An 18,857-nucleotide genomic window follows, 5' to 3' on the forward strand; every position below is an offset into this window, starting at 1 on the left:
TGGTCCTGTCCTTATTTAACCGCGCCGAAGGTGAGCCCGCGCACGAGCTGCTTCTGCGAAAACCAGCCGAGGATGACGATCGGCGCAATTGCCATGGTCGAGGCGGCGGAAAGCTTGGCGTAAAACAGGCCTTCCGGGCTCGAATAGGAGGCGATGAAGGCCGTCAGCGGCGCCGCCTTTGAAGCCGTCAGGTTCAGGGTCCAGAAGGCTTCGTTCCAGGCAAGGATGATGTTGAGAAGAAGGGTGGAGGCAATGCCCGGCACCGCCATCGGGGTGAGCACATAGATCAGCTCCTTGCCGAGCGTCGCCCCGTCCATGCGGGCGGCTTCGAGGATCTCGCCGGGAATTTCCTTGAAATAGGTGTAGAGCATCCACACCATGATCGGCAGGTTGATCAGCATCATCACGATGATCAAGCCGATGCGGGTGTCGAGCAGGCCGAGGTCGCGGAAGATGATGTAGATCGGCACCAGCACGCCGACGGCGGGCAGCATCTTGGTGGACAGCATCCACAGCAGGATGTCCTTGGTGCGTTTCGTCGGTGAGAACGCCATTGCCCAGGCGGAGGGAACGGAGATCAGAAGCCCGATCACCGTGGAACCAAGCGAGATCGCCACCGAATTCCAGAAGTGGTGGAAATAGCTGGAGCGGGCCTGCACCTCCACATAGTTTTCCAGCGTCCACTGGAAGAACAGGAAGGACGGCGGCGAGGAAACGGCCTCGCCTTCGGTCTTGAAACTGGTCAGAACCGTCCACAGGATCGGGAAGAAGATCAGAAGCGCCACGACCCATGCCAGAAGCGTGAAGGCCAGTTTTTTCTGTGTTGAAACCCGGCGTGCCATCGTCAGTCCTCCAGATTTTTGCCGATCATGCGAACCAGGAAGATCGCAACGATATTGGCGAGAATGACAGCGATGATGCCGCCGGCCGAAGCGCCGCCCACGTCGAACTGCAGCAATGCCTGCATGTAGACGAGGTAGGTCAGATTGGTGCTTTCCGTTCCCGGTCCGCCATTGGTGGTCACCAGAATTTCGGCGAAGACGGAGAGCAGGAAGATGGTCTCGATCAGCACCACCACGGTGATGGCGCGGGCCATATGCGGCAGGATGATGTAGATCAGCCGGTTGAAGGCATTGGCGCCATCCATCTCGGCGGCTTCCTTCTGCTCTTCGGACAATGATTGCAGCGCGGTCAGCAGAATGAGCGTTGCGAACGGCAGCCATTGCCAGGCGACAATGAGGCTGATTGACGTCAGCGGGATCGAGGATAAAAAATCGATCGGCTGTATGCCGATAAAGCGCGCCAGAGAGGCGAACAGCCCGTTGACCGGGTTCATCAGCATGTTCTTCCACACCAGCGCCGAAACCGTCGGCATGACGAAGAACGGTGCGATGACCAGAATGCGGACAATGCCCTGACCGAAGATCGGCTGATCCAGCAGCAGCGCCAGCGCAATACCGCCGACAACGGTGGCAAACAGCACACCGCCGACCAGGATCAACGTATTGCCGATCGCCTGAAAGAAGGCGGGGTCGGTCAGGAAGAAACGGTAATTCATGAAGCCGGCGAAACTCTCGGTTCCCGGCATCAGGAGATTATACCGCAGAAACGAGAAATAGACGGTCATCGACAGCGGAATGATCATCCACAGCAATAGCAGAATGACCGAGGGCGCCATCATCAGCCGCGCCGCATGTTTTGTATGGGTCGTCGCCATTTCGGTTATCCCCGCTCGGTGAGGCCGGCCTCAAGGCCGCATCACGTCTCAATGGTTTCGCACCGGTGTGCCCGGGTTTGCGGAAATCACGGGAACCGCCGTCGGCAGGACGCACGGCGGTTCTCGACAAACGCCTTCAAAGGAAAAATCGGAAACGGGCAGCCGGGCACGGGGCCCGGCCACCTGCCGGAGGAATGCCTATTTCGGATAACCGGCCTTCATCATCTCACGTGCGGTGATCTGCTGGGCATTGGACAGCGCCTGATCGGCCGTCACATTGCCCGCAAGGGCTGCGGAAAACTGCTGGCCGACCGCCGTGCCGATGCCCTGGAATTCCGGGATCGAGACGAACTGCGCCCCGGTATAGGGAATGTCCTGAACCGACGGCTTCTTGGTATCGACGGCATTGATCGATTCCAGCGTCATTTCCGCGAAGGGGGCTGCCTTCTGGTAATCCGCATTCTCGTAAAGCGAGGTGCGGGTGCCGGGAGGGGCCGCGCGCCAGCCATCCTGTTCTGCAACAAGATCGGTGTAGTGCTTGGAGGTTGCCCAGGCGACAAACGCCTTGGCCGCATCCGCCTTCTGCGTGGACGCCGGGATTGCGAGGTTCCACGACCACAGCCAGTTGCCGCGATTGCCGATATCGCCCTTTTCCGGGAACAGCGCGAAACCGACCGAGTCAGCGACCTTGGATTCATCCGGGTCGGTCACGAAGGAAGCGGCCACCGTTGCGTCGATCCACATGCCGCACTTGCCCTGCTGGAACAGGGCGAGGTTTTCGTTGAAGCCGTTGGAGGAGGCGCCGGGCGGACCGTAATTGTTCATCAGGTCGAGATAATCGGTGAGCGTTGCCTTCCACTCATCGCTCTCGAACTGCGGTTTCCAGTCCATGTCGAACCAGCGCGCGCCATAGGAATTGGACATGGCGGTGATAAAGGCCATGTTCTCGCCCCAGCCGGCCTTGCCGCGCAGGCAGATGCCGTAATGCCATTGTCCTTGTCAGTCATGGCGGCGGCGGCCTTCTTGATGTCGTCCCATTTGGGTTCGGCCGGAATGGTCACGCCGGCCTTTTCAGCCAGATCGGTGCGGTACATCACCATGGCGCTTTCGCCATAAAAAGGGGCGGCATAGAGCGTGTCGTCAACCGACAGGCCACCGGCAATGGCCGGCAGAAGATCGCCGGCGTCGTAATCATCCGGCATGCCGTCCAGCGCCAAGAGCCAGTCCTGCTTGGCCCAGATCGGCACTTCGTAATTGCCGATGGTCAGCACGTCGTACTGGCCGCTGTTCGTGGCGATGTCGGTGGTCACCCGCTGGCGCAGCACATTTTCTTCCAGCGTGACCCAGTCGAGGTCGATATCGGGATGCTGCGCGGTGAAATCGTCAGTGAGCTTCTGCATGCGGATCATGTCACCATTATTGACGGTGGCAATCGTCAGCGTTTCGGCCGAAGCGACGCCGGTCAGCGCCACAAGTGAGCACGCGCCCAGAAGTGTCGTGTGCAGTCTCATACTCGTTCCTCCCTCAGATTGAGCAATAGCTTACTGTGTGAGCAATTACCCACTATTCACTGCAAACTGTCAAGTGGGCGAATGCTCATACTTTGGGCGAATATTTTAATACGATGTTTTTAAAGAAGAAATTTTGAAGCCATCGCGAAGGTCGGATTTTCGTTTCGACAGGCCTGCGTGCCTTGAGCAAAAAGCCATGGCTCAACGCTCCATGCTTGTCTCACACGTGCCGGCTATCCGATCGCCTCACCACTTTCGTCACCCTCGGGCTTGACCCGAGGGTCCAATCACGTCTGTCGCGAGAAGCGTCAGCGGTTTTGCCTGCGGCATCGCAAAGCATGAAGACCACAGTCAGCATCAGTCGTGCGGATGGGTGAATGGATTCTCGGGTCAAGCCCGAGAATGACGCCGAGGAAGGAGAGGGGCTTGCGCGCAACAGGTCTCTCTGGTCGGGAAAACGTGCCGCCATGCTCCCCGAAAAGAGCTATTCCTCCAGCAGGAACCGCGCCGCGTCCTCGTCGGTGATCAGTGCGTTGATCAATCCACCCCTCAGCGCGCCGCGGATGGCGCGGTGCTTGGGCTTGCCGCGGGCCATGCCGAAAATGATGGCGTCATCGGCAAAGGGCAGGGGAATGCTGGCCACACGCTGGTTGATCGGGTGATCGAGCAGCCTGCCGTCATCATTGTAAAGCCAGCCGCAAATTTCGCCGGCCGCGCCGGCGGCAACCAGTTCCTCCATTTCGCCCGCCGTGAGAAAGCCGTCGAGCAGCAGCGGGCCTTTCGCGCCGAGTTCACCGATGCCGACGAAGGTGACATCGGCCTTGCCGCCGAGTTCCAGCGTCGGTTTCACCAGCGGCTGGGCATGGAACAGGGCGCGCTCTTCCGGCGTGGACACCAGAACCGGCAGGGGCATGGGAAAATGTCGCGCCTGAATGGCATCGGCCATCAGGAAGATGACATTGTAATAGGCCGCCGAACCATCGGGGCTGATATTGCCGGTAAGCGAGACGATGCGGTGTTGCGGACAGGCCATCGGCGGCAATTGCTCCACCGCCGAGCGCAGCGTGCGCCCCGTGCCCATGGCCAGCACGGTCGGTTCGGCTCGCTTCAGCCAGCGCTCGATTTCGGCCGCGCCTTCCTCGGCGATTCCCGTTGGTGCGGTATCGGAATTCGGATCGCTCGGCACGACCTGCACCTGTTTCAGGCGGTAACGTTCCTGAAGCGCTGCCGAAAGCGCCATGCATTCGGCAATCGGGTGGTCGAGACGCACCTTGATCAGCCGTTCGGACATGGCAAGCGACACCAGACGCTGGGCGCTCTGGCGGGAAATGCCCATGGCAGCGGCAATTTCATCCTGCGTGCGGCCGGCGACATAATAGAGCCAGCCGGCCCGTGCGGCGTCGTCAAGGCGCGATGCGCTGCCGGATTTTTTCGCCATGTTTTCCGCTACCCCGCTCAATTGAGCCATCGTCAATAATGCGGGCCAGAATAGCCATGTCACCGCCGCTCTGCCAAGCCACCGTGAAAAAAGCCGGCAAATCGGTTTGACGCCTCGCGCGGATGGATGCACGATCCGGCCATTCGAGGAGCATCCCAAAAGCGAGGAAAAAATGAGCAAGCGCATCGTTTTCACCGGCGGTAGCGGCAAGGCCGGCCGTGACGTGATCCCCTACCTTCTGGACAAGGGTCACGATATTCTCAATCTCGATCTGGTCGCGCTCGACCATCCGGACGTCAACACCTTCATCACCGACCTCACCGACAGCGGACAGGTGTTCAATGCCATGTCCATGCATTTCGGCATGGAGCGTTATGAAGATGGCAAACCACCCGTCGCACCCGATGCCGTGGTGCATTTCGCCGCCATTCCGCGGGTGATGATCACGCCCGACAACGTCACCTATCAGACCAATGTTATGTCGACCTACAATGTCATCGAAGCGGCGGTGAAGCTTGGGGTGCGCAAGGTCATCATCGCCTCCAGCGAAACCACCTATGGCGTCTGCTTTGCCGAGGGCGACAAGGATTTTCACGCCTTTCCGCTGGAAGAGGATTACGATGTCGACCCGATGGACAGCTACGGGCTTTCCAAGGTCTGCAACGAGAAGACCGCGCGCGCCTTTGCCCTGCGTTACGACGCGGATATCTACGCGCTTCGCATCGGCAATGTCATTTCACCGGAGGATTACAGCAATTTCCCCGGTTTCCTCGCCGATCCGCCATCGCGCAAGCGCAATGCCTGGAGCTATATCGATGCCCGCGATCTCGGCCAGATCGTCGATCTTTGCCTGCAAAAGGACGGGCTCGGCTTCGAGGTTTTCAACGCCACCAACGACACGATCACCGCCAACGAAAAGACGGTCGATTTCCTGAAGAAATACGCACCGAACACGCCGATCACCCGTGAGATGGGCGACTATGAAGCGCCGCTCTCCAACCGCAAGATCCGCGAGGTTCTGGGGTTTCAGGAACAACACGACTGGCGCAAATATGTAGGATAGGACCGAATATGATCCGACAAACTGCACGGATCATATTCGGACAAAATCCTTACTTGTCCGAAACGCTGTTCCACAATGCCTTGTCGCCGATCTCGGCAAGCATTTTCGCATGCGCTTCGACCTCATCCGCGTGAACGCGCGAAGCCAGCGGGCGAGGGCGGACCAGGGGCGGAAGCTTGCGCAGGTTTCCGTCGCTGTCATATTCATCGGCTGAACCGGCATTGACGAGACGGAAGGCGGCCTGCCGGCCGCCCGACATCTCGATATAGACTTCCGCCAGCAGCTCGGCATCGAGCAACGCCCCGTGCTTGGTGCGGTGGGCATTGTCGATCGAATAGCGCTTGCAGAGCGCATCGAGACTGTTGGGGCCCATCGGATGTTTGCGCCGCGCCAGCGCCAGGGTGTCGACTACCATTTCCTGATCGATCGGCGGTTTGCCGAGACGGCCGAGTTCGACATTGATGAAGCCCATGTCGAAGGCGGCGTTGTGGGCAATCCAGCGGGCGCCATCGAAAAACGCCAGAAGATCGTCGACAACATCGGCAAATACCGGCTTGTCCTTCAGGAAATCGTCCGAAATGCCGTGCACCTGCAGGGCTTCGGGATGCACGCTCTTGCCATCCGGATTGATATAGACATGAAAGGTCTTGCCGGTCGGAAAATGGTCGATCAGCTCAACGCCGCCGATCTCGATCAGCCGGTCGTCATTCTTGTCCATACCCGTGGTTTCGGTATCGAAGATGATATCGCGCGTGACCTTCATCATCGCTCCCTGTCTTTATCCGCTGCCTTGCCTTCAAGCGCGGCAATAATGTGACCGATCGCTGCTCGCGCCTGGTCGATGCCGTGTCCGGTATCGACAATATAGTTGGCCCGCGCGCGTTTTTCGCCATCGGAAAGCTGACGTTTCAGCACTGTTTCGAACTTTTCCACTGTCATATCCGGCCGCGCCAGCACACGTTCGCGCTGGATTTGCGGATCGCAGGTGACCACCAGCACACAATCGACCGATCGGTCGGCGCCAGTTTCATAGAGAAGCGGAATGTCGAGCACCGCAATCGCCGCCCCGTCGGCCCGGGCCTTTTCGAGGAACCGGTCGCGTTCTTCACGCACCAGAGGATGAACGATTGCCTCCAGTCTTTCGAAATTCTCCGGCTTTCCGGCAAGCGCCTTGCTCAGACGGGCGCGGTCAATCACGCCATCGACAGCAACGCCGGGAAAGGCCGCTTCCACGGGCGCGACGGCCCTTCCGCGGTAAAGCGCATGGACAACCTCATCGGCATTTTGCACCGGAATGCCGGCCTCGGTGAAAAAGCCCGCTGTTGTGGACTTTCCCATGCCGATCGATCCGGTGAGGCCGAGAATGATCATCCGTTCGCCTCAAGATCGGCAATGATTTCGTCGCGAAGTCCCGCATCCACTTCAGGTCGCGTTCCGAACCATTTCTCAAACCCCGGCACGGCCTGATGCAGGAGCATGCCGAGACCGTCGACGGTTTTCAGGCCGTGCGCCTTCGCCTGTTTCAGGATCGGCGTTTCCAGCGGCACATAGACAATATCGGTCACAACCGCATTTGCAGACAGAAGAGAGAAATCGATATCGGGCACCGAACCGCCCTTCATGCCGAGCGACGTGGTGTTGACGAACAGCCCCGCACCGGCCATCACATCCGAAAGCCGGTCCATATCATGGGCGTCGACGCGATCGCCCAGCCGTGCGGCCAGTTCGGATGCACGCGCCAGGGTGCGGTTGACGATATGGATGTGGGAAATGCCGCGCTGCTTGAGCGCCATGGCCACCGAGCGCGCACCGCCGCCGGCCCCCAGAACAACAGCCTTTTCCACATAGTCCCAGCCGGGACAGGCGGCATCGAGATTGCCGGCAAAGCCGAGACCGTCGGTGTTGGTGGCATGAATGCGGCCATCTTCCACCCACAACGTGTTGGCCGCGCCCAGAAGCGTGGCGTTTTCATCGGCATGATCGGCAAGTTCAAAGGCAGCCATCTTGTGCGGAATGGTGACATTGCAGCCCACAAAACCCGTTTCGCCGGAGCGCAGCTTGTCCATGAAGGCCGCGATGTCGCCCGGCGCCACATCCTGACGCAGATATTCGCCGGCAATGCCGTATTTCTTCAGCCAGTAGCCGTGAACCAGCGGCGAACGGGACTGGGAAACGGGATGGCCGATGACACAGGCCCGTCGCGGCGCGGTTTCACGTGGATCAATCATGCAGTGCTCCGAGTTTGCGCAAGGCCGCCAGAAGCTGAAGCATCGGCATGCCGAGGATCGTGAAAAAATCGCCGTCGATCCTGTCGAAAAGTCGCACGCCCGGTCCTTCCAGCTGGTAAACGCCGGAGGAACAGAGCGTCTCATCGGAAATACACGCCAGATAGGCCTCGATTTCCGCATCCTCGAGCACACGCATGTGCAAGGCGGCCGTTTCGCAGGCCTCGAACAGGATTTCGCCATCGCGGGCAATCGCGAAGGCACTCATCAGATAATGGGTCTTGCCGGAAAGACGCTTGAGATGCGCATGCGCCTCCTGCCGGTTTTCCGGCTTCGAATAGGGCTGTCCCTCAAACGCCATCACCTGGTCGCCGCCGATGACGAAAGCGCCCGGCGCGCGCTTTGAAACATCAAGCGCCTTTGCCCGGGACAAAAGCCCGGCCAGAAAATCCGGCGTTGCGCCCGTCTTGATGAAAGGCGCTTCCACGGCGCGTTCGTCCACATGCGGGCGCATGCTGGAAAAGGAAAGCCGCGCATTGGTCAAAAGCGCACGCCGGGACGGGCTGGTCGAAGCCAGAATGATCGGAATATTCATCGCTTTTTTCATTGCCCGCTTTCCCTCCTGCGCCAGGTTCCGGCGTCGTTGCTATTTCATCTCATATTTCAGGGCAAGAATGGCGGCTGCCGTTTCCTCGATCGAGCGGCGGGTAACATCGATGATCGGCCAGTTATTCTGGGCGGCAAGGCTTCTTGCGTGTTTCAGTTCCTCGGCGATCACCGCGCGGTCGGTATATTCGCTCTTGCCCTCGTCGGCGCCGCTGCCGAATTCGCGAAATTCGCGCACCTGCGATATCCGGCCGGGCGAGGCGATCAGGCAGACGACAAGCGTTTTTGTCGCCCGGTAAAGGCTTTCCGGCAGCTGTGCCCCCGGCACAATCGGAATATTGGCAGCCTTCACACCGCGATTGGCAAGATACATGCAGGTCGGGGTTTTCGATGTGCGGGAAATCCCGAGGATGACGACATCGGCCTCGTCATAGGTTTCCGGCATCTGCCCGTCATCATGGTCCATGGCGAAATTCAACGCCTCGATCCGGGCAAAATAATCCTCGTCCAGACTGTGCTGGGCACCGGAACGCCGGCGCGAGGTCGTGCCGAGATAGGACTGAAACACACCGGCAACCGGCTCCAGAACATTGACGCAGGGCACATTCATGTCCCGGCACATCTCGTCCAGAAGCGCGCCGAGTTCCTCGTTTACCACCGTGTAAAGCACGATCCCCGGCGCTTCATCGATTGCGCGCAACACGGCAAGCACCTGTTTGCGGCTGCGCACCAGCGGATAGACGTGTTCGATCGGCTCATAACCGCCAAATTGGGCGGAAACCGCCCGTCCCGCCGAAATCAGGGTTTCGCCGGTCGAATCAGAGATCAGATGGAGGTGAAAGAAGTTTTTGCGGTTTTCCACGATGTCCTTCGCCTCCTGTTTATAACGCTGGACAAACCGGGACATCTGCCGAGCGCGTTTTTTGGCCTGTGGGTGATGTCGTGAATTATCCACATATCCCCTTTTGTCGAAAAGGTTCAAACGCCGCTGTTGAAAACGGGGAAAAACTGCGTCTTTCCTTCAAAAATCCAGCAGTTTTGCACAGCCTGGATATTGACGAGGGGATTGGCCAACCATCTGAATCCAAAAATCAATCGTCCGTCTTCCCCACAGTTCTCATTCAGCCGTGATTTTGCCGGCGCATCGGTGATGTGAAACGGTGGAAAAGACTCAAACTTCACGAAAAACCTTTAATCCTTGATCCTCACAGACTCTAAGAAATAAAAGGAATCCAAAGATAGAAAGATTCATTATTTAAAAGGGCTGGGGATATGGTGAAACGGACGCTGGAACGCGTGCTTGAAGGCGAAACCGTCAACCCGCCTCCGATCTGGCTGATGCGTCAGGCCGGTCGCTATCTTGCGGAATACCGGGCCTTGAGAGAAAAGGCCGGCGGCTTTCTCAATCTTTGCTACAATCCTGATTTTGCTACAGAAGTGACGCTGCAGCCGATCAGACGCTATGGTTTTGATGCAGCCATCCTGTTTTCCGACATTCTGGTCATTCCGGATGCGTTGAAATGCGGTGTTCGCTTTGAAAAGGGTGAAGGCCCGCGACTGGATCCGATCAACGCCGACGATATAGCAAGGCTGGAAGCCCGCTATGCGGCCAATACGCTTGATCCCGTGATCGAAGCTGTTCGACGTATACGGGCCAGTCTGCCGGAGGAAACGTCGCTTCTGGGGTTCTGCGGCGCGCCCTGGACGGTGGCGACCTATATGATTGCCGGGAAGGGCACGAGCGATCAGGCCCCGGCGCGACTGTTTGCCTATCGGCACAGGAAAGAATTCCTGCAGCTTCTCGATCTGATTGCCGATCTTTCCGCCGATTATCTGATCCGGCAGCTTGAAGCCGGCGCCGATGCGGTGCAGATTTTCGACAGCTGGGCCGGTGTTCTGACAGAAGACGACTTTGCCGATTTTGCCGCCAAACCGGTGGCAAGGATTGTCGAGAAAGTACGAATGGCGGTTCCCGGCGCCAAGATCATCGCCTTTGCCAAGGGCGCGGGCGCAAATCTGTCAACCTACCGGCAGGTGACCGACGCCAATGCCATCGGTCTCGACTGGACCGTTCCGTTAAGCGTGGCCAAAACCCTGCAAAAAGAAGGGCCGGTACAGGGCAATCTCGATCCGCTCGCCATGGTTGTGGGCGGCAAAATGATGGAAGACCGGGCGACAGCCATAGTTGAAGCGTTGTCCGATGGACCGATGATCTTCAATCTCGGACACGGAATTACACCGGATGTGGACCCTGAAAATGTGGCTGCACTGGTAAAACGCGTTCGGGGTGAAAAATAATATAACGAAAACAGATAGATGTGGAGGATACTATGGCGGATCAGGGTGAAACCGGAAAAACCGCGGGAAAGAAATCGGCAAGCCGGGCGACAACGGCGCTTCTCTTGTTTCTGTTCATCTGTCTTGGCTTGTTCAAATTCGACCACGATAATTTCTATCTATGGGCGACTGCCATTCATGTGATGGCGGTGATTTCCTGGATGGCCGGTATGTTCTATATGCCGCGTCTTTTCGTTTATCACGCCGACAGTACGCCGGGATCGGAAAAATCCGAAACCTTCAAGGTCATGGAATCCCGGCTGATGAGAGTGATCATGAACCCGGCGATGATCCTGACCTGGATTTTTGGTCTTTATCTGGCATGGGATGGCGGCTGGCTCGTCGATGGCTGGCTTCATGTGAAGATTTTCGCCGTTTTTCTGATGTCCGGCGTTCACGGCTATTTCAGCAAGGCGATGAAGGATTTTGCCGCCGACAAGCGCAAAACAAGTGCGCGGCACTGGCGGATCGTCAATGAAGCGCCGACAGTGTTGATGATTATTGCCGTGATCATGGTGATTCTGAAGCCGTTTTAATCGTTTGATGAATAGATTGCCGCGTTTTCCGGCTTAAAAACGCGCTTTTTCTCTTGTAACGCACGCGGCAAATCAGTATCTTCCAGCCAACCCATCCTAAAGGCTGTGCGAAACTCATCTCCTGCGCCAATCCGAATTGGCACTGCTGTACCAGTGCAACCAGCCTTCTTTATCACCACAACAATTCACGGTTTTCTTCATGTCACAAATGAAGCTTCAGGAACTGAAGAGCAAGACACCTACCGATCTCCTGGCCTTTGCGGAATCGCTCGAGGTCGAAGGCGCCAGCACGATGCGCAAGCAGGAACTGATGTTTGCCATTCTGAAAGTGCTGGCCACACAGGATGTCGAAATCATCGGTGAGGGCGTGGTCGAGGTTCTCCAGGACGGCTTCGGTTTTCTGCGCTCGGCCAATGCAAATTATCTGCCGGGACCGGATGATATCTACATCTCGCCCTCGCAGATCCGCCGCTTCGCACTGAAGACCGGCGACACGGTCGAAGGGCCGATCCGCGGACCGAAAGACGGCGAACGCTATTTTGCCCTTCTGAAGGTCAACACGATCAATTCCGATGACCCGGAAAAGATCCGCCACAAGGTCCATTTCGACAATCTGACGCCGCTTTATCCGAATGAGCGCTTCAATATGGAGCTGGATAATCCGACGTCGAAGGATTTGTCGCCGCGCGTGATCGATCTCGTTGCACCGCTTGGCAAGGGACAGCGCGGACTGATCGTTGCACCGCCGCGTACGGGTAAGACGGTTCTGCTGCAGAATATCGCGCATTCCATCACCGCCAATCATCCCGAATGTTTCCTGATCGTTCTTCTGATCGATGAACGCCCCGAGGAAGTGACGGACATGCAGCGCTCGGTAAAGGGCGAGGTTGTCTCCTCGACCTTCGATGAACCGGCCGTGCGTCACGTTCAGGTGGCTGAAATGGTCATCGAAAAGGCCAAGCGCCTGGTCGAACATGGCCGGGATGTGGTCATCCTGCTCGACTCGATCACCCGTCTCGGGCGCGCCTACAACACCGTCGTGCCGTCTTCGGGCAAGGTTTTGACCGGTGGTGTCGATGCCAATGCCCTGCAGCGCCCGAAGCGCTTCTTCGGCGCTGCGCGGAATATCGAAGAGGGCGGTTCGCTGACGATCATTGCCACCGCGCTGATCGATACCGGCAGCCGCATGGATGAAGTTATCTTCGAGGAATTCAAGGGAACGGGTAACTCCGAAATCGTGCTCGATCGCAAGGTCGCCGACAAGCGGATTTTCCCGGCAATGGATATTCTCAAGTCGGGCACCCGCAAGGAAGACCTGCTTGTGCCGCGTCAGGATTTGCAGAAGATCTTCGTTCTGCGCCGGATCCTGGCCCCGATGGGAACGACCGATGGTATCGAATTCCTGATCGACAAGCTGAAACAGACGAAGAGCAATGCCGAGTTCTTCGAGTCGATGAATACCTGACAGCTGCGAGATGAAAACAGGCCGGTTCGGTGTGTCTGTCACACCGGGGAAGCCTTGGCAGCATGACGGGGCAGGTGTGTTATTCCGTCCCACAATATTTGTCCCCGGGCCCTTTGTCCGGGGAGGCGGCGCAAAATACCTGTTTTGTTTTGCGCAGACAGCTCAAATGGCCCTGCACAAGCAAGAGATATGGTCTAATCTCTTAACGCTTTGAATCAAAACAGCATACTGTCCGTCAGGCCGTCATAGGCGTAGATGATGCGAGCTTCCGATACCATTTTTGCACTTTCAAGCGGCGCCTTGCCGTCTGGCGTTGCGGTTATCCGCATTTCGGGGCCGACCGCTTTCGATATCTGCGCCTCGGTCGCCGGTCATGTGCCTGAACTGCGGCGCGCGCAGCTTTTGACATTGCGCGGCCCAGATGACACGGCCATCGATCAGGCGCTGGTTCTGACGTTTCGAGGACCGGCCTCTTTTACCGGTGAGAACTGTGTCGAATTCCATCTTCATGGCGGCCGTGCGGTTGTCCGCGCCATGCTTGATCTGTTGTCGTCCTTTGCCGATACGCGCCATGCCGAGGCGGGCGAGTTTACCCGGCGGGCCTTTGAGAACGGAAAGCTGGATCTCGTCGAGGCTGAAGGTCTTTCCGACGTAATCGTTGCCGAAACGGAAATGCAGCGACGCCTTGCCATGGAACAGGCAAGCGGTCATCTTTCTAAACTCTATGAGGGATGGGCGCAGGCGCTGACCCATGCCCGGGCGATGATAGAGGCCGAACTCGATTTTTCGGATGAAGAGGATATTCCCGGTTCTGTATCGGAAACCATCTGGAAAAGTGTCGAAGAGATTACCGAATCCATTCGCCATCATCTGGCCGGTAGCAGAACCGGAGAAATCATTCGTGATGGTTACCAGGTGGTTATCGCTGGTCCGCCGAATGCGGGAAAATCAAGTCTTCTCAATGCTCTGGCGAAGCGGGACATTGCCATTGTCACCGATGTGGCGGGCACAACCCGCGATGTGCTCGAGGTTCATCTGGACATTGGCGGCTATGCCGTCCGGCTTTACGATACAGCCGGATTGCGCGAGACCGACGATACGGTTGAGCTTGAAGGGGTGCGCAGGGCACGTGCGCTGCTGGAAACGGCGGATCTGGTATTGTCCCTTGCCGATATGAGCGGGGAGGCGGATGCCGAAATATTTCCCGACAGGGACTGTTTGAAAATCGGCACCAAGGCTGATCTGTCTTCGGTGCAGCAAAGGGCTGATGCTTTCGATCTGGTGTTGTCCTCGCAAAGCGGGGCGGGGATGGATCGGTTGATTGCGGCGATTTCGGACCGATTGGCCGAACGTGTTGCCGGGGCGTCGCTCAGTTTACCGGTGCGACAGAGGCAGACGGGTTATTTGCGCCAGGCATTGGACGCACTTGAAGAAGCATCGTCGGCACGTGCGCTTTCGCCGGAGCTGCCGTCGGAATCGCTCAGACGGGCTGCCGAGTCTCTTGGACGGATTACCGGGCGGGTCGATGTTGAGGATCTTCTCGACGTGATCTTTTCATCCTTCTGTGTCGGCAAGTAACGATCCCCGAAAGTGTTTCACGTGAAACAATCTTGACTTGCCGCAGTTGAGACGGCAAAACCGACGCCAGATTATCGGGGTAGGGGCGATTATCGTCCGGCCGCGAATGGAGCAGTTTCATGACCGATCATTATGATGTCATCGTCATTGGCGGTGGCCACGCAGGCTGCGAAGCCGCATCCGCAGCAGCACGCAGCGGCGCAAAAACCGCATTGGTCACGCATAAACGCGATACCATCGGCGTCATGTCCTGCAATCCGGCGATCGGTGGTCTGGGCAAGGGGCATCTGGTTCGCGAAATCGATGCACTTGATGGGCTGATGGGGCGCGTCGCCGATGCGGCTGCCATCCAGTATCGCATGCTAAACCGACGCAAAGGTCCGGCCGTGCGTGGGCCGCGCAGCCAGGCGGATCGCAAGCTCTATCGTCAGACCATGCAGCAGGCACTTGCCGAAATTGCCGGACTTGATGTTCTGGAAGGCGATGTCTTTGATATTGAAACCCAGAACGGTCGGGTTGTCGCGGTAACCACGAAGGACGGTCACCGTTATGCCTGCGGGGCTGCTGTTTTGACAACCGGCACCTTTCTGCGTGGCCTGATCCATCTCGGTACACGCCAGATTCCCGCTGGTCGGGTAGGGGAGGCGCCGTCCGTCGGCCTCTCCGATACTCTCGCACGGCTCGGCCTGTCGCTCGGCCGTTTGAAGACAGGCACGCCGGCGCGGCTGGATGGACGCACGATTGACTGGACGTCACTTGATCGACAGAAGGCCGACGACGATGCTGTGCCGTTTTCCTTCATGACCGATGGCGTGCAGAACCCGCAAATTGAATGCGGAATTACGCGGACGACACCCGAGGTCCATGCAATCATCCGGGATAATATCGGACTGTCGGCAATGTATTCGGGGCAGATCGAGGGTGTCGGGCCACGCTATTGTCCTTCGATTGAAGACAAGATCATGCGCTTCGGCGATCGCGACGGACATCAGATTTTTCTTGAGCCGGAGGGGCTCGATGATGATACGGTCTATCCCAACGGGATTTCCACCTCGTTGCCGGAAGATGTCCAGCAGGCGTTTATTCGCGCTATTCCCGGCCTGGAAAAGGTCGAAATTTTACAGCCTGGTTACGCGATTGAATACGACCACGTCGACCCACGGGAGCTGAAGCCGTCGCTTGAACTGAAGAAGATGCCGGGACTGTTTCTCGCCGGACAGATCAACGGCACCACCGGTTATGAAGAAGCCGGCGCGCAGGGCCTTGTTGCTGGCTTGAATGCCGCACGTCTTGCGGGCGATGCCGAAGCCGTCATTCTGTCGCGGACGGATTCCTATATCGGCGTGATGATCGATGATTTGACGTCGCGCGGTGTTGCCGAACCTTATCGAATGTTCACATCGCGCGCTGAATATCGCCTGACACTGAGAGCCGACAATGCCGACGAACGGTTGACGCCGTTGGCGCTGTCGCTTGGTATCGCTTCGCCAGATCGCCGCAAACGCTTCGAGCGTTATACAACGGAGTTGAGCGAGGCGCGGGAAGCATTGAAGGCGCGCTCGTTGACACCGAATGAGGCGGCGACTTACGGGCTGAAACTGAATCAGGATGGCCAACGCCGGACGGCCTATGATCTTCTGGCCTATCCGGATCAGGACTTCCAATCGCTGGTCGGTATCTGGCCGGAACTAGGCGGAACCCGCAATGTTGTGCGCAATGCGATTGAGATCGAGGCGGCCTATGCCGTTTATCTGGATCGTCAGGCAGCCGATATTGCCCAGGTTCGCAAGGATGAGGGCAGGGCGATACCAGAGGATTTTGACTATACGGTACTCCCCGGCCTTTCCAACGAACTGAAAGGCAAGCTGGAACGGGCGCGTCCTGCAACAATTGCCCAGGCCAGCCGTATCGATGGCATGACCCCTGCAGCGCTGTCGCTGCTGTTGGTGCGTTTGAAAACCGCGCGTTCAGCGGCGGCATGAGCTAAGAATGAAGTTGAACGGACAAACTGTTTCACGTGAAACACAGGAACGGCTTGAGCGCTTTGCGGCTCATTTTGAAAAATGGGCAAGGTCCATCAACCTTGTAGCGCCATCAACGCGCCAGCAGTTCTGGGATCGCCATGTTGCTGACAGTGCTCAGATACATCAGCTCTCGCCAACGCCAAAAACATGGATCGATATTGGAAGCGGTGGCGGGTTTCCGGGGATGATTACCGCTATTTTCCTGGCCGAACAGGGCGATGGCTGGGTTCATCTTGTCGAAAGCAACAATAAAAAAGCCTCGTTTTTGCGCACCGCGATCCGGCAGACCGAGGCGCGCGCCAGCGTCCACGCTATTCGGGCAGAGACGGCATTCGCTGAAATCGAAAGTGCGAAAGCCATGTCGGCACGGGCGCTGGCCGATCTCTCGCTTTTGCTGGGTTATGCGCAGCCATGGTTTGAAGCTGATCCCGAATTTCAGGCGTTTTTCCACAAAGGTCGGGATTATCAGCGCGAAATCGACAAAGCGCGTGACCAGTGGGACTTCGATCTGGTAAAACATGAAAGCAAGGTTGAACCCGGCTCCGTAGTTCTGGAAATTTCGCGCCTTGCGTCATCATCAGCCTTCTAGACAATGGCGGAATGGTTAATGAATCGTAAAACGCGTGTTATCACGGTTGCCAACCAGAAGGGCGGCGTCGGAAAAACCACCACTGCTATCAACCTGGCCACCGCACTTGCCGCGATCGGCGAGAAGGTTCTGGTGCTCGATCTCGATCCGCAGGGCAATGCCAGCACCGGTCTGGGCATCGAACGTGATCAGCGAGACGTATCGGCCTATGATGTTCTGGTCGGCGACAAGACAATTTCCGAGGCTGCAATACCCACGGCGGTTCCCAATCTCGATCTTGTCCCCTCGACACTTGATCTGCTGGGGTTCGAACTTGAAATCGCAACAGACCCGCGCCGTGTCTTCAAACTGCGTGATGCCTTGGGGCAGTCCGATGTTGGTCGGTATCGCTATGTCTTTTGCGATTGCCCGCCTTCTTTCAATTTGCTGACGATGAATGCCATGGGGGCAGCTCAGGCTGTTCTCGTTCCGTTGCAGTGTGAATTTTTTGCGCTTGAAGGATTGAGCCAGCTTCTGGACACGGTTTCGGAGGTGCGCAGCACAATCAATCCGGGGCTGGAAATTCAGGGCGTGGTTCTGACCATGTATGATTCGCGCAATAATCTGGCCCAGCAGGTGGTTTCGGATGTGCGCGAATATATGGGGGACAAGGTCTACAAGACGCTGATTCCGCGCAATGTTCGGGTTTCCGAGGCGCCGTCTTTCGGCAAGCCTGTCATTCTTTACGATCTGAAGTGCCAGGGCAGTCAGGCCTATATTCAGCTGGCTTCGGAAATCATCCAGCGTGAACGGGCGCTGGCGGCGGCCTGACAGGCCGTAATGCGTATTTGTCGGTAAGGTGATGATATGAGCGAAGACACTTCAAAACGGCGGCTCGGGCGCGGCCTTGCAGCCCTGATCGGTGATATTGAAAAGACTGAGCCGTCCGAGGAGGCGTCCGTAACGCCGGTGACCGCAGACAGGCGTATCCCTGTCGAGTTCATTTCGCGAAACCCGCGAAATCCCCGCCGTCATTTTGAAGAGGATGATCTTCGCGATCTGGCTGCATCGGTTCGTCAGCACGGGATTGTTCAGCCGGTTGTGGTGCGTACGATTGGCGAAAACCGCTTCGAGATCATCGCCGGTGAGCGTCGTTGGCGCGCTTCGCAGCTGGCCGGTCTTTCGGAAGTGCCGGTGCTGATCCGGGATGTCGATGACAGAACGGCGCTGGAAATCGCCATTGTCGAGAATGTGCAGCGCGCTGATCTCAACCCGCTTGAAGAAGCGAATGGTTACGAGCTTCTGATGGCCGAACACGGTTATACCCAGAATGACCTCGGCGAGATTATCGGCAAGAGCCGCAGCCATGTTGCAAACAGCCTGCGTCTGTTGAAACTGCCGGAAAGCGTGCGCGACATGCTTGGGGAAGGAGTGTTGTCCGCCGGTCATGCCCGCGCCCTGATTTCAGCGCCGGATCCGGATGCTCTGGCGCGGACCGTTGTTGAAAAGGGGCTTTCGGTGCGTGAGGCCGAGAAGCTGGCGCAAAGAGCAATTGAAGGCGGCGGCACCCGCGCCTCCAGGCCGCAGAAGCAGAAAGATGCCGATACACTGGCGCTCGAACGTTCGCTGTCAGACCGGCTTGGTCTTGCCATCACGATCGATCACAAGAGCAGCGGTGGCCAGGTTCGTATTTCGTATACATCTCTGGATCAGCTGGATGATATCTGCAGGCGGTTGGAGCGAAACCCGTAAAATTGTATCATGTCAAATTGAAGTGATACAATTTTAT

The 18,857-nt window shown here is 57.5% G+C and carries 17 protein-coding genes and 1 pseudogene; 9 read left to right on the forward strand and 9 right to left on the reverse strand.

From position 1 onward, the window contains the following. Window positions 1–11: 11 nt before the first annotated feature. The 4 genes and pseudogenes from ACHZCU_RS08325 to ACHZCU_RS08340 all read right to left on the reverse strand — a co-directional run bounded on the left by ACHZCU_RS08325 (window position 12) and on the right by ACHZCU_RS08340 (window position 4,666). Window positions 12–842, reverse strand: a complete 831-nt coding sequence (locus ACHZCU_RS08325; protein ID WP_319518395.1) for a carbohydrate ABC transporter permease — start codon at window positions 840–842, stop codon at window positions 12–14. Between the two features lie 2 nt (window positions 843–844). After that, window positions 845–1,717: a sugar ABC transporter permease gene (locus ACHZCU_RS08330; RefSeq protein WP_319518396.1), complete on the reverse strand. Its 873-nt coding sequence runs from the start codon at window positions 1,715–1,717 to the stop codon at window positions 845–847. Window positions 1,718–1,915: 198 nt separating this feature from the next. Further along, window positions 1,916–3,126: pseudogene (locus ACHZCU_RS08335) on the reverse strand (ABC transporter substrate-binding protein). A 586-nt stretch (window positions 3,127–3,712) separates the two neighbouring features. After that, window positions 3,713–4,666 carry a sugar-binding transcriptional regulator gene (locus tag ACHZCU_RS08340; protein ID WP_319518397.1) on the reverse strand — a complete coding sequence of 318 codons (954 nt, stop codon included), beginning with the start codon at window positions 4,664–4,666 and terminating at the stop codon, window positions 3,713–3,715. Window positions 4,667–4,838: 172 nt separating this feature from the next. On the opposite strand from ACHZCU_RS08340, the gene ACHZCU_RS08345 reads away from it, so the two are divergent. Beyond that, window positions 4,839–5,729, forward strand: a complete 891-nt coding sequence (locus ACHZCU_RS08345) for an NAD(P)-dependent oxidoreductase (RefSeq protein WP_319518398.1) — start codon at window positions 4,839–4,841, stop codon at window positions 5,727–5,729. A gap of 49 nt (window positions 5,730–5,778) precedes the next feature. Here the strand turns inward: ACHZCU_RS08345 and dnaQ are convergent, their stop codons facing one another. The 5 genes from dnaQ to ACHZCU_RS08370 are packed head-to-tail and all read right to left on the reverse strand — an operon-like array spanning window position 5,779 to window position 9,422. Continuing rightward, entirely contained in the window at window positions 5,779–6,492 is a 714-nt protein-coding gene (gene dnaQ, locus ACHZCU_RS08350) for a DNA polymerase III subunit epsilon (protein WP_319519768.1), read from the reverse strand. Next, complete coding sequence (coaE, locus tag ACHZCU_RS08355) at window positions 6,492–7,100, reverse strand: dephospho-CoA kinase (protein ID WP_319518399.1); 609 nt, start codon at window positions 7,098–7,100, stop codon at window positions 6,492–6,494. The genes dnaQ and coaE overlap by 1 nt, the downstream gene beginning before the upstream one ends. Then, window positions 7,097–7,957: a shikimate dehydrogenase gene (locus ACHZCU_RS08360; RefSeq protein WP_319518400.1), complete on the reverse strand. Its 861-nt coding sequence runs from the start codon at window positions 7,955–7,957 to the stop codon at window positions 7,097–7,099. Before ACHZCU_RS08360 ends, coaE begins: the two co-directional genes overlap by 4 nt. After that, window positions 7,950–8,561 (reverse strand): Maf family nucleotide pyrophosphatase, encoded by a 612-nt coding sequence (locus tag ACHZCU_RS08365; RefSeq protein WP_319518401.1) that lies wholly within the window; start codon window positions 8,559–8,561, stop codon window positions 7,950–7,952. Before ACHZCU_RS08365 ends, ACHZCU_RS08360 begins: the two co-directional genes overlap by 8 nt. 39 nt (window positions 8,562–8,600) lie before the next feature. Next, complete coding sequence (locus tag ACHZCU_RS08370) at window positions 8,601–9,422, reverse strand: pyruvate, water dikinase regulatory protein (protein ID WP_106309489.1); 822 nt, start codon at window positions 9,420–9,422, stop codon at window positions 8,601–8,603. A gap of 410 nt (window positions 9,423–9,832) precedes the next feature. Between ACHZCU_RS08370 and hemE the strand changes: the two genes are divergently transcribed. The 8 genes from hemE to ACHZCU_RS08410 all read left to right on the forward strand — a co-directional run bounded on the left by hemE (window position 9,833) and on the right by ACHZCU_RS08410 (window position 18,820). Further along, complete coding sequence (gene hemE / locus ACHZCU_RS08375; RefSeq protein ID WP_319518402.1) at window positions 9,833–10,858, forward strand: uroporphyrinogen decarboxylase; 1,026 nt, start codon at window positions 9,833–9,835, stop codon at window positions 10,856–10,858. Window positions 10,859–10,890: 32 nt separating this feature from the next. Next, entirely contained in the window at window positions 10,891–11,433 is a 543-nt protein-coding gene (gene hemJ, locus ACHZCU_RS08380) for a protoporphyrinogen oxidase HemJ (RefSeq protein ID WP_106309306.1), read from the forward strand. A gap of 199 nt (window positions 11,434–11,632) precedes the next feature. After that, the gene (gene rho, locus ACHZCU_RS08385; RefSeq protein WP_106309308.1) at window positions 11,633–12,898 is read left to right on the forward strand and encodes a transcription termination factor Rho; all 1,266 of its coding nucleotides are present in this window, start codon (window positions 11,633–11,635) and stop codon (window positions 12,896–12,898) included. 258 nt (window positions 12,899–13,156) lie between these two features. Then, a complete protein-coding gene (gene mnmE / locus ACHZCU_RS08390) occupies window positions 13,157–14,476 on the forward strand; it encodes a tRNA uridine-5-carboxymethylaminomethyl(34) synthesis GTPase MnmE (RefSeq protein ID WP_319518403.1) in 1,320 nt (439 codons plus the stop codon). A gap of 119 nt (window positions 14,477–14,595) precedes the next feature. Further along, the gene (gene mnmG / locus ACHZCU_RS08395; RefSeq protein WP_319518404.1) at window positions 14,596–16,458 is read left to right on the forward strand and encodes a tRNA uridine-5-carboxymethylaminomethyl(34) synthesis enzyme MnmG; all 1,863 of its coding nucleotides are present in this window, start codon (window positions 14,596–14,598) and stop codon (window positions 16,456–16,458) included. Window positions 16,459–16,465: 7 nt separating this feature from the next. Further along, the gene (gene rsmG / locus ACHZCU_RS08400) at window positions 16,466–17,089 is read left to right on the forward strand and encodes a 16S rRNA (guanine(527)-N(7))-methyltransferase RsmG (protein ID WP_319518405.1); all 624 of its coding nucleotides are present in this window, start codon (window positions 16,466–16,468) and stop codon (window positions 17,087–17,089) included. 18 nt (window positions 17,090–17,107) lie between these two features. Next, on the forward strand, window positions 17,108–17,899 hold the full coding sequence (locus ACHZCU_RS08405; RefSeq protein ID WP_319518406.1) for a ParA family protein: 792 nt from the start codon (window positions 17,108–17,110) through the stop codon (window positions 17,897–17,899). A 36-nt stretch (window positions 17,900–17,935) separates the two neighbouring features. Beyond that, a complete protein-coding gene (locus ACHZCU_RS08410) occupies window positions 17,936–18,820 on the forward strand; it encodes a ParB/RepB/Spo0J family partition protein (protein ID WP_319518407.1) in 885 nt (294 codons plus the stop codon). The last annotated feature ends 37 nt before the right edge of the window (window positions 18,821–18,857 follow it).

This window comes from uncultured Martelella sp. (genome assembly GCF_963677965.2).
In the GTDB taxonomy this organism is placed as follows: domain Bacteria; phylum Pseudomonadota; class Alphaproteobacteria; order Rhizobiales; family Rhizobiaceae; genus Martelella; species Martelella mangrovi.

Coding starts and splice junctions, on each gene's coding strand:
- ACHZCU_RS08325 (WP_319518395.1), bottom strand. CDS start 842: ATGGCACGCCGGGTTTCAACACAGAAAAAACTGGCCTTCACGCTTCTG.
- ACHZCU_RS08330 (WP_319518396.1), bottom strand. CDS start 1,717: ATGGCGACGACCCATACAAAACATGCGGCGCGGCTGATGATGGCGCCC.
- ACHZCU_RS08340 (WP_319518397.1), bottom strand. CDS start 4,666: ATGGCGAAAAAATCCGGCAGCGCATCGCGCCTTGACGACGCCGCACGG.
- ACHZCU_RS08345 (WP_319518398.1), top strand. CDS start 4,839: ATGAGCAAGCGCATCGTTTTCACCGGCGGTAGCGGCAAGGCCGGCCGT.
- dnaQ (WP_319519768.1), bottom strand. CDS start 6,492: ATGAAGGTCACGCGCGATATCATCTTCGATACCGAAACCACGGGTATG.
- coaE (WP_319518399.1), bottom strand. CDS start 7,100: ATGATCATTCTCGGCCTCACCGGATCGATCGGCATGGGAAAGTCCACA.
- ACHZCU_RS08360 (WP_319518400.1), bottom strand. CDS start 7,957: ATGATTGATCCACGTGAAACCGCGCCGCGACGGGCCTGTGTCATCGGC.
- ACHZCU_RS08365 (WP_319518401.1), bottom strand. CDS start 8,561: ATGAAAAAAGCGATGAATATTCCGATCATTCTGGCTTCGACCAGCCCG.
- hemE (WP_319518402.1), top strand. CDS start 9,833: ATGGTGAAACGGACGCTGGAACGCGTGCTTGAAGGCGAAACCGTCAAC.
- hemJ (WP_106309306.1), top strand. CDS start 10,891: ATGGCGGATCAGGGTGAAACCGGAAAAACCGCGGGAAAGAAATCGGCA.
- rho (WP_106309308.1), top strand. CDS start 11,633: ATGTCACAAATGAAGCTTCAGGAACTGAAGAGCAAGACACCTACCGAT.
- mnmE (WP_319518403.1), top strand. CDS start 13,157: ATGCGAGCTTCCGATACCATTTTTGCACTTTCAAGCGGCGCCTTGCCG.
- mnmG (WP_319518404.1), top strand. CDS start 14,596: ATGACCGATCATTATGATGTCATCGTCATTGGCGGTGGCCACGCAGGC.
- rsmG (WP_319518405.1), top strand. CDS start 16,466: ATGAAGTTGAACGGACAAACTGTTTCACGTGAAACACAGGAACGGCTT.
- ACHZCU_RS08405 (WP_319518406.1), top strand. CDS start 17,108: ATGAATCGTAAAACGCGTGTTATCACGGTTGCCAACCAGAAGGGCGGC.
- ACHZCU_RS08410 (WP_319518407.1), top strand. CDS start 17,936: ATGAGCGAAGACACTTCAAAACGGCGGCTCGGGCGCGGCCTTGCAGCC.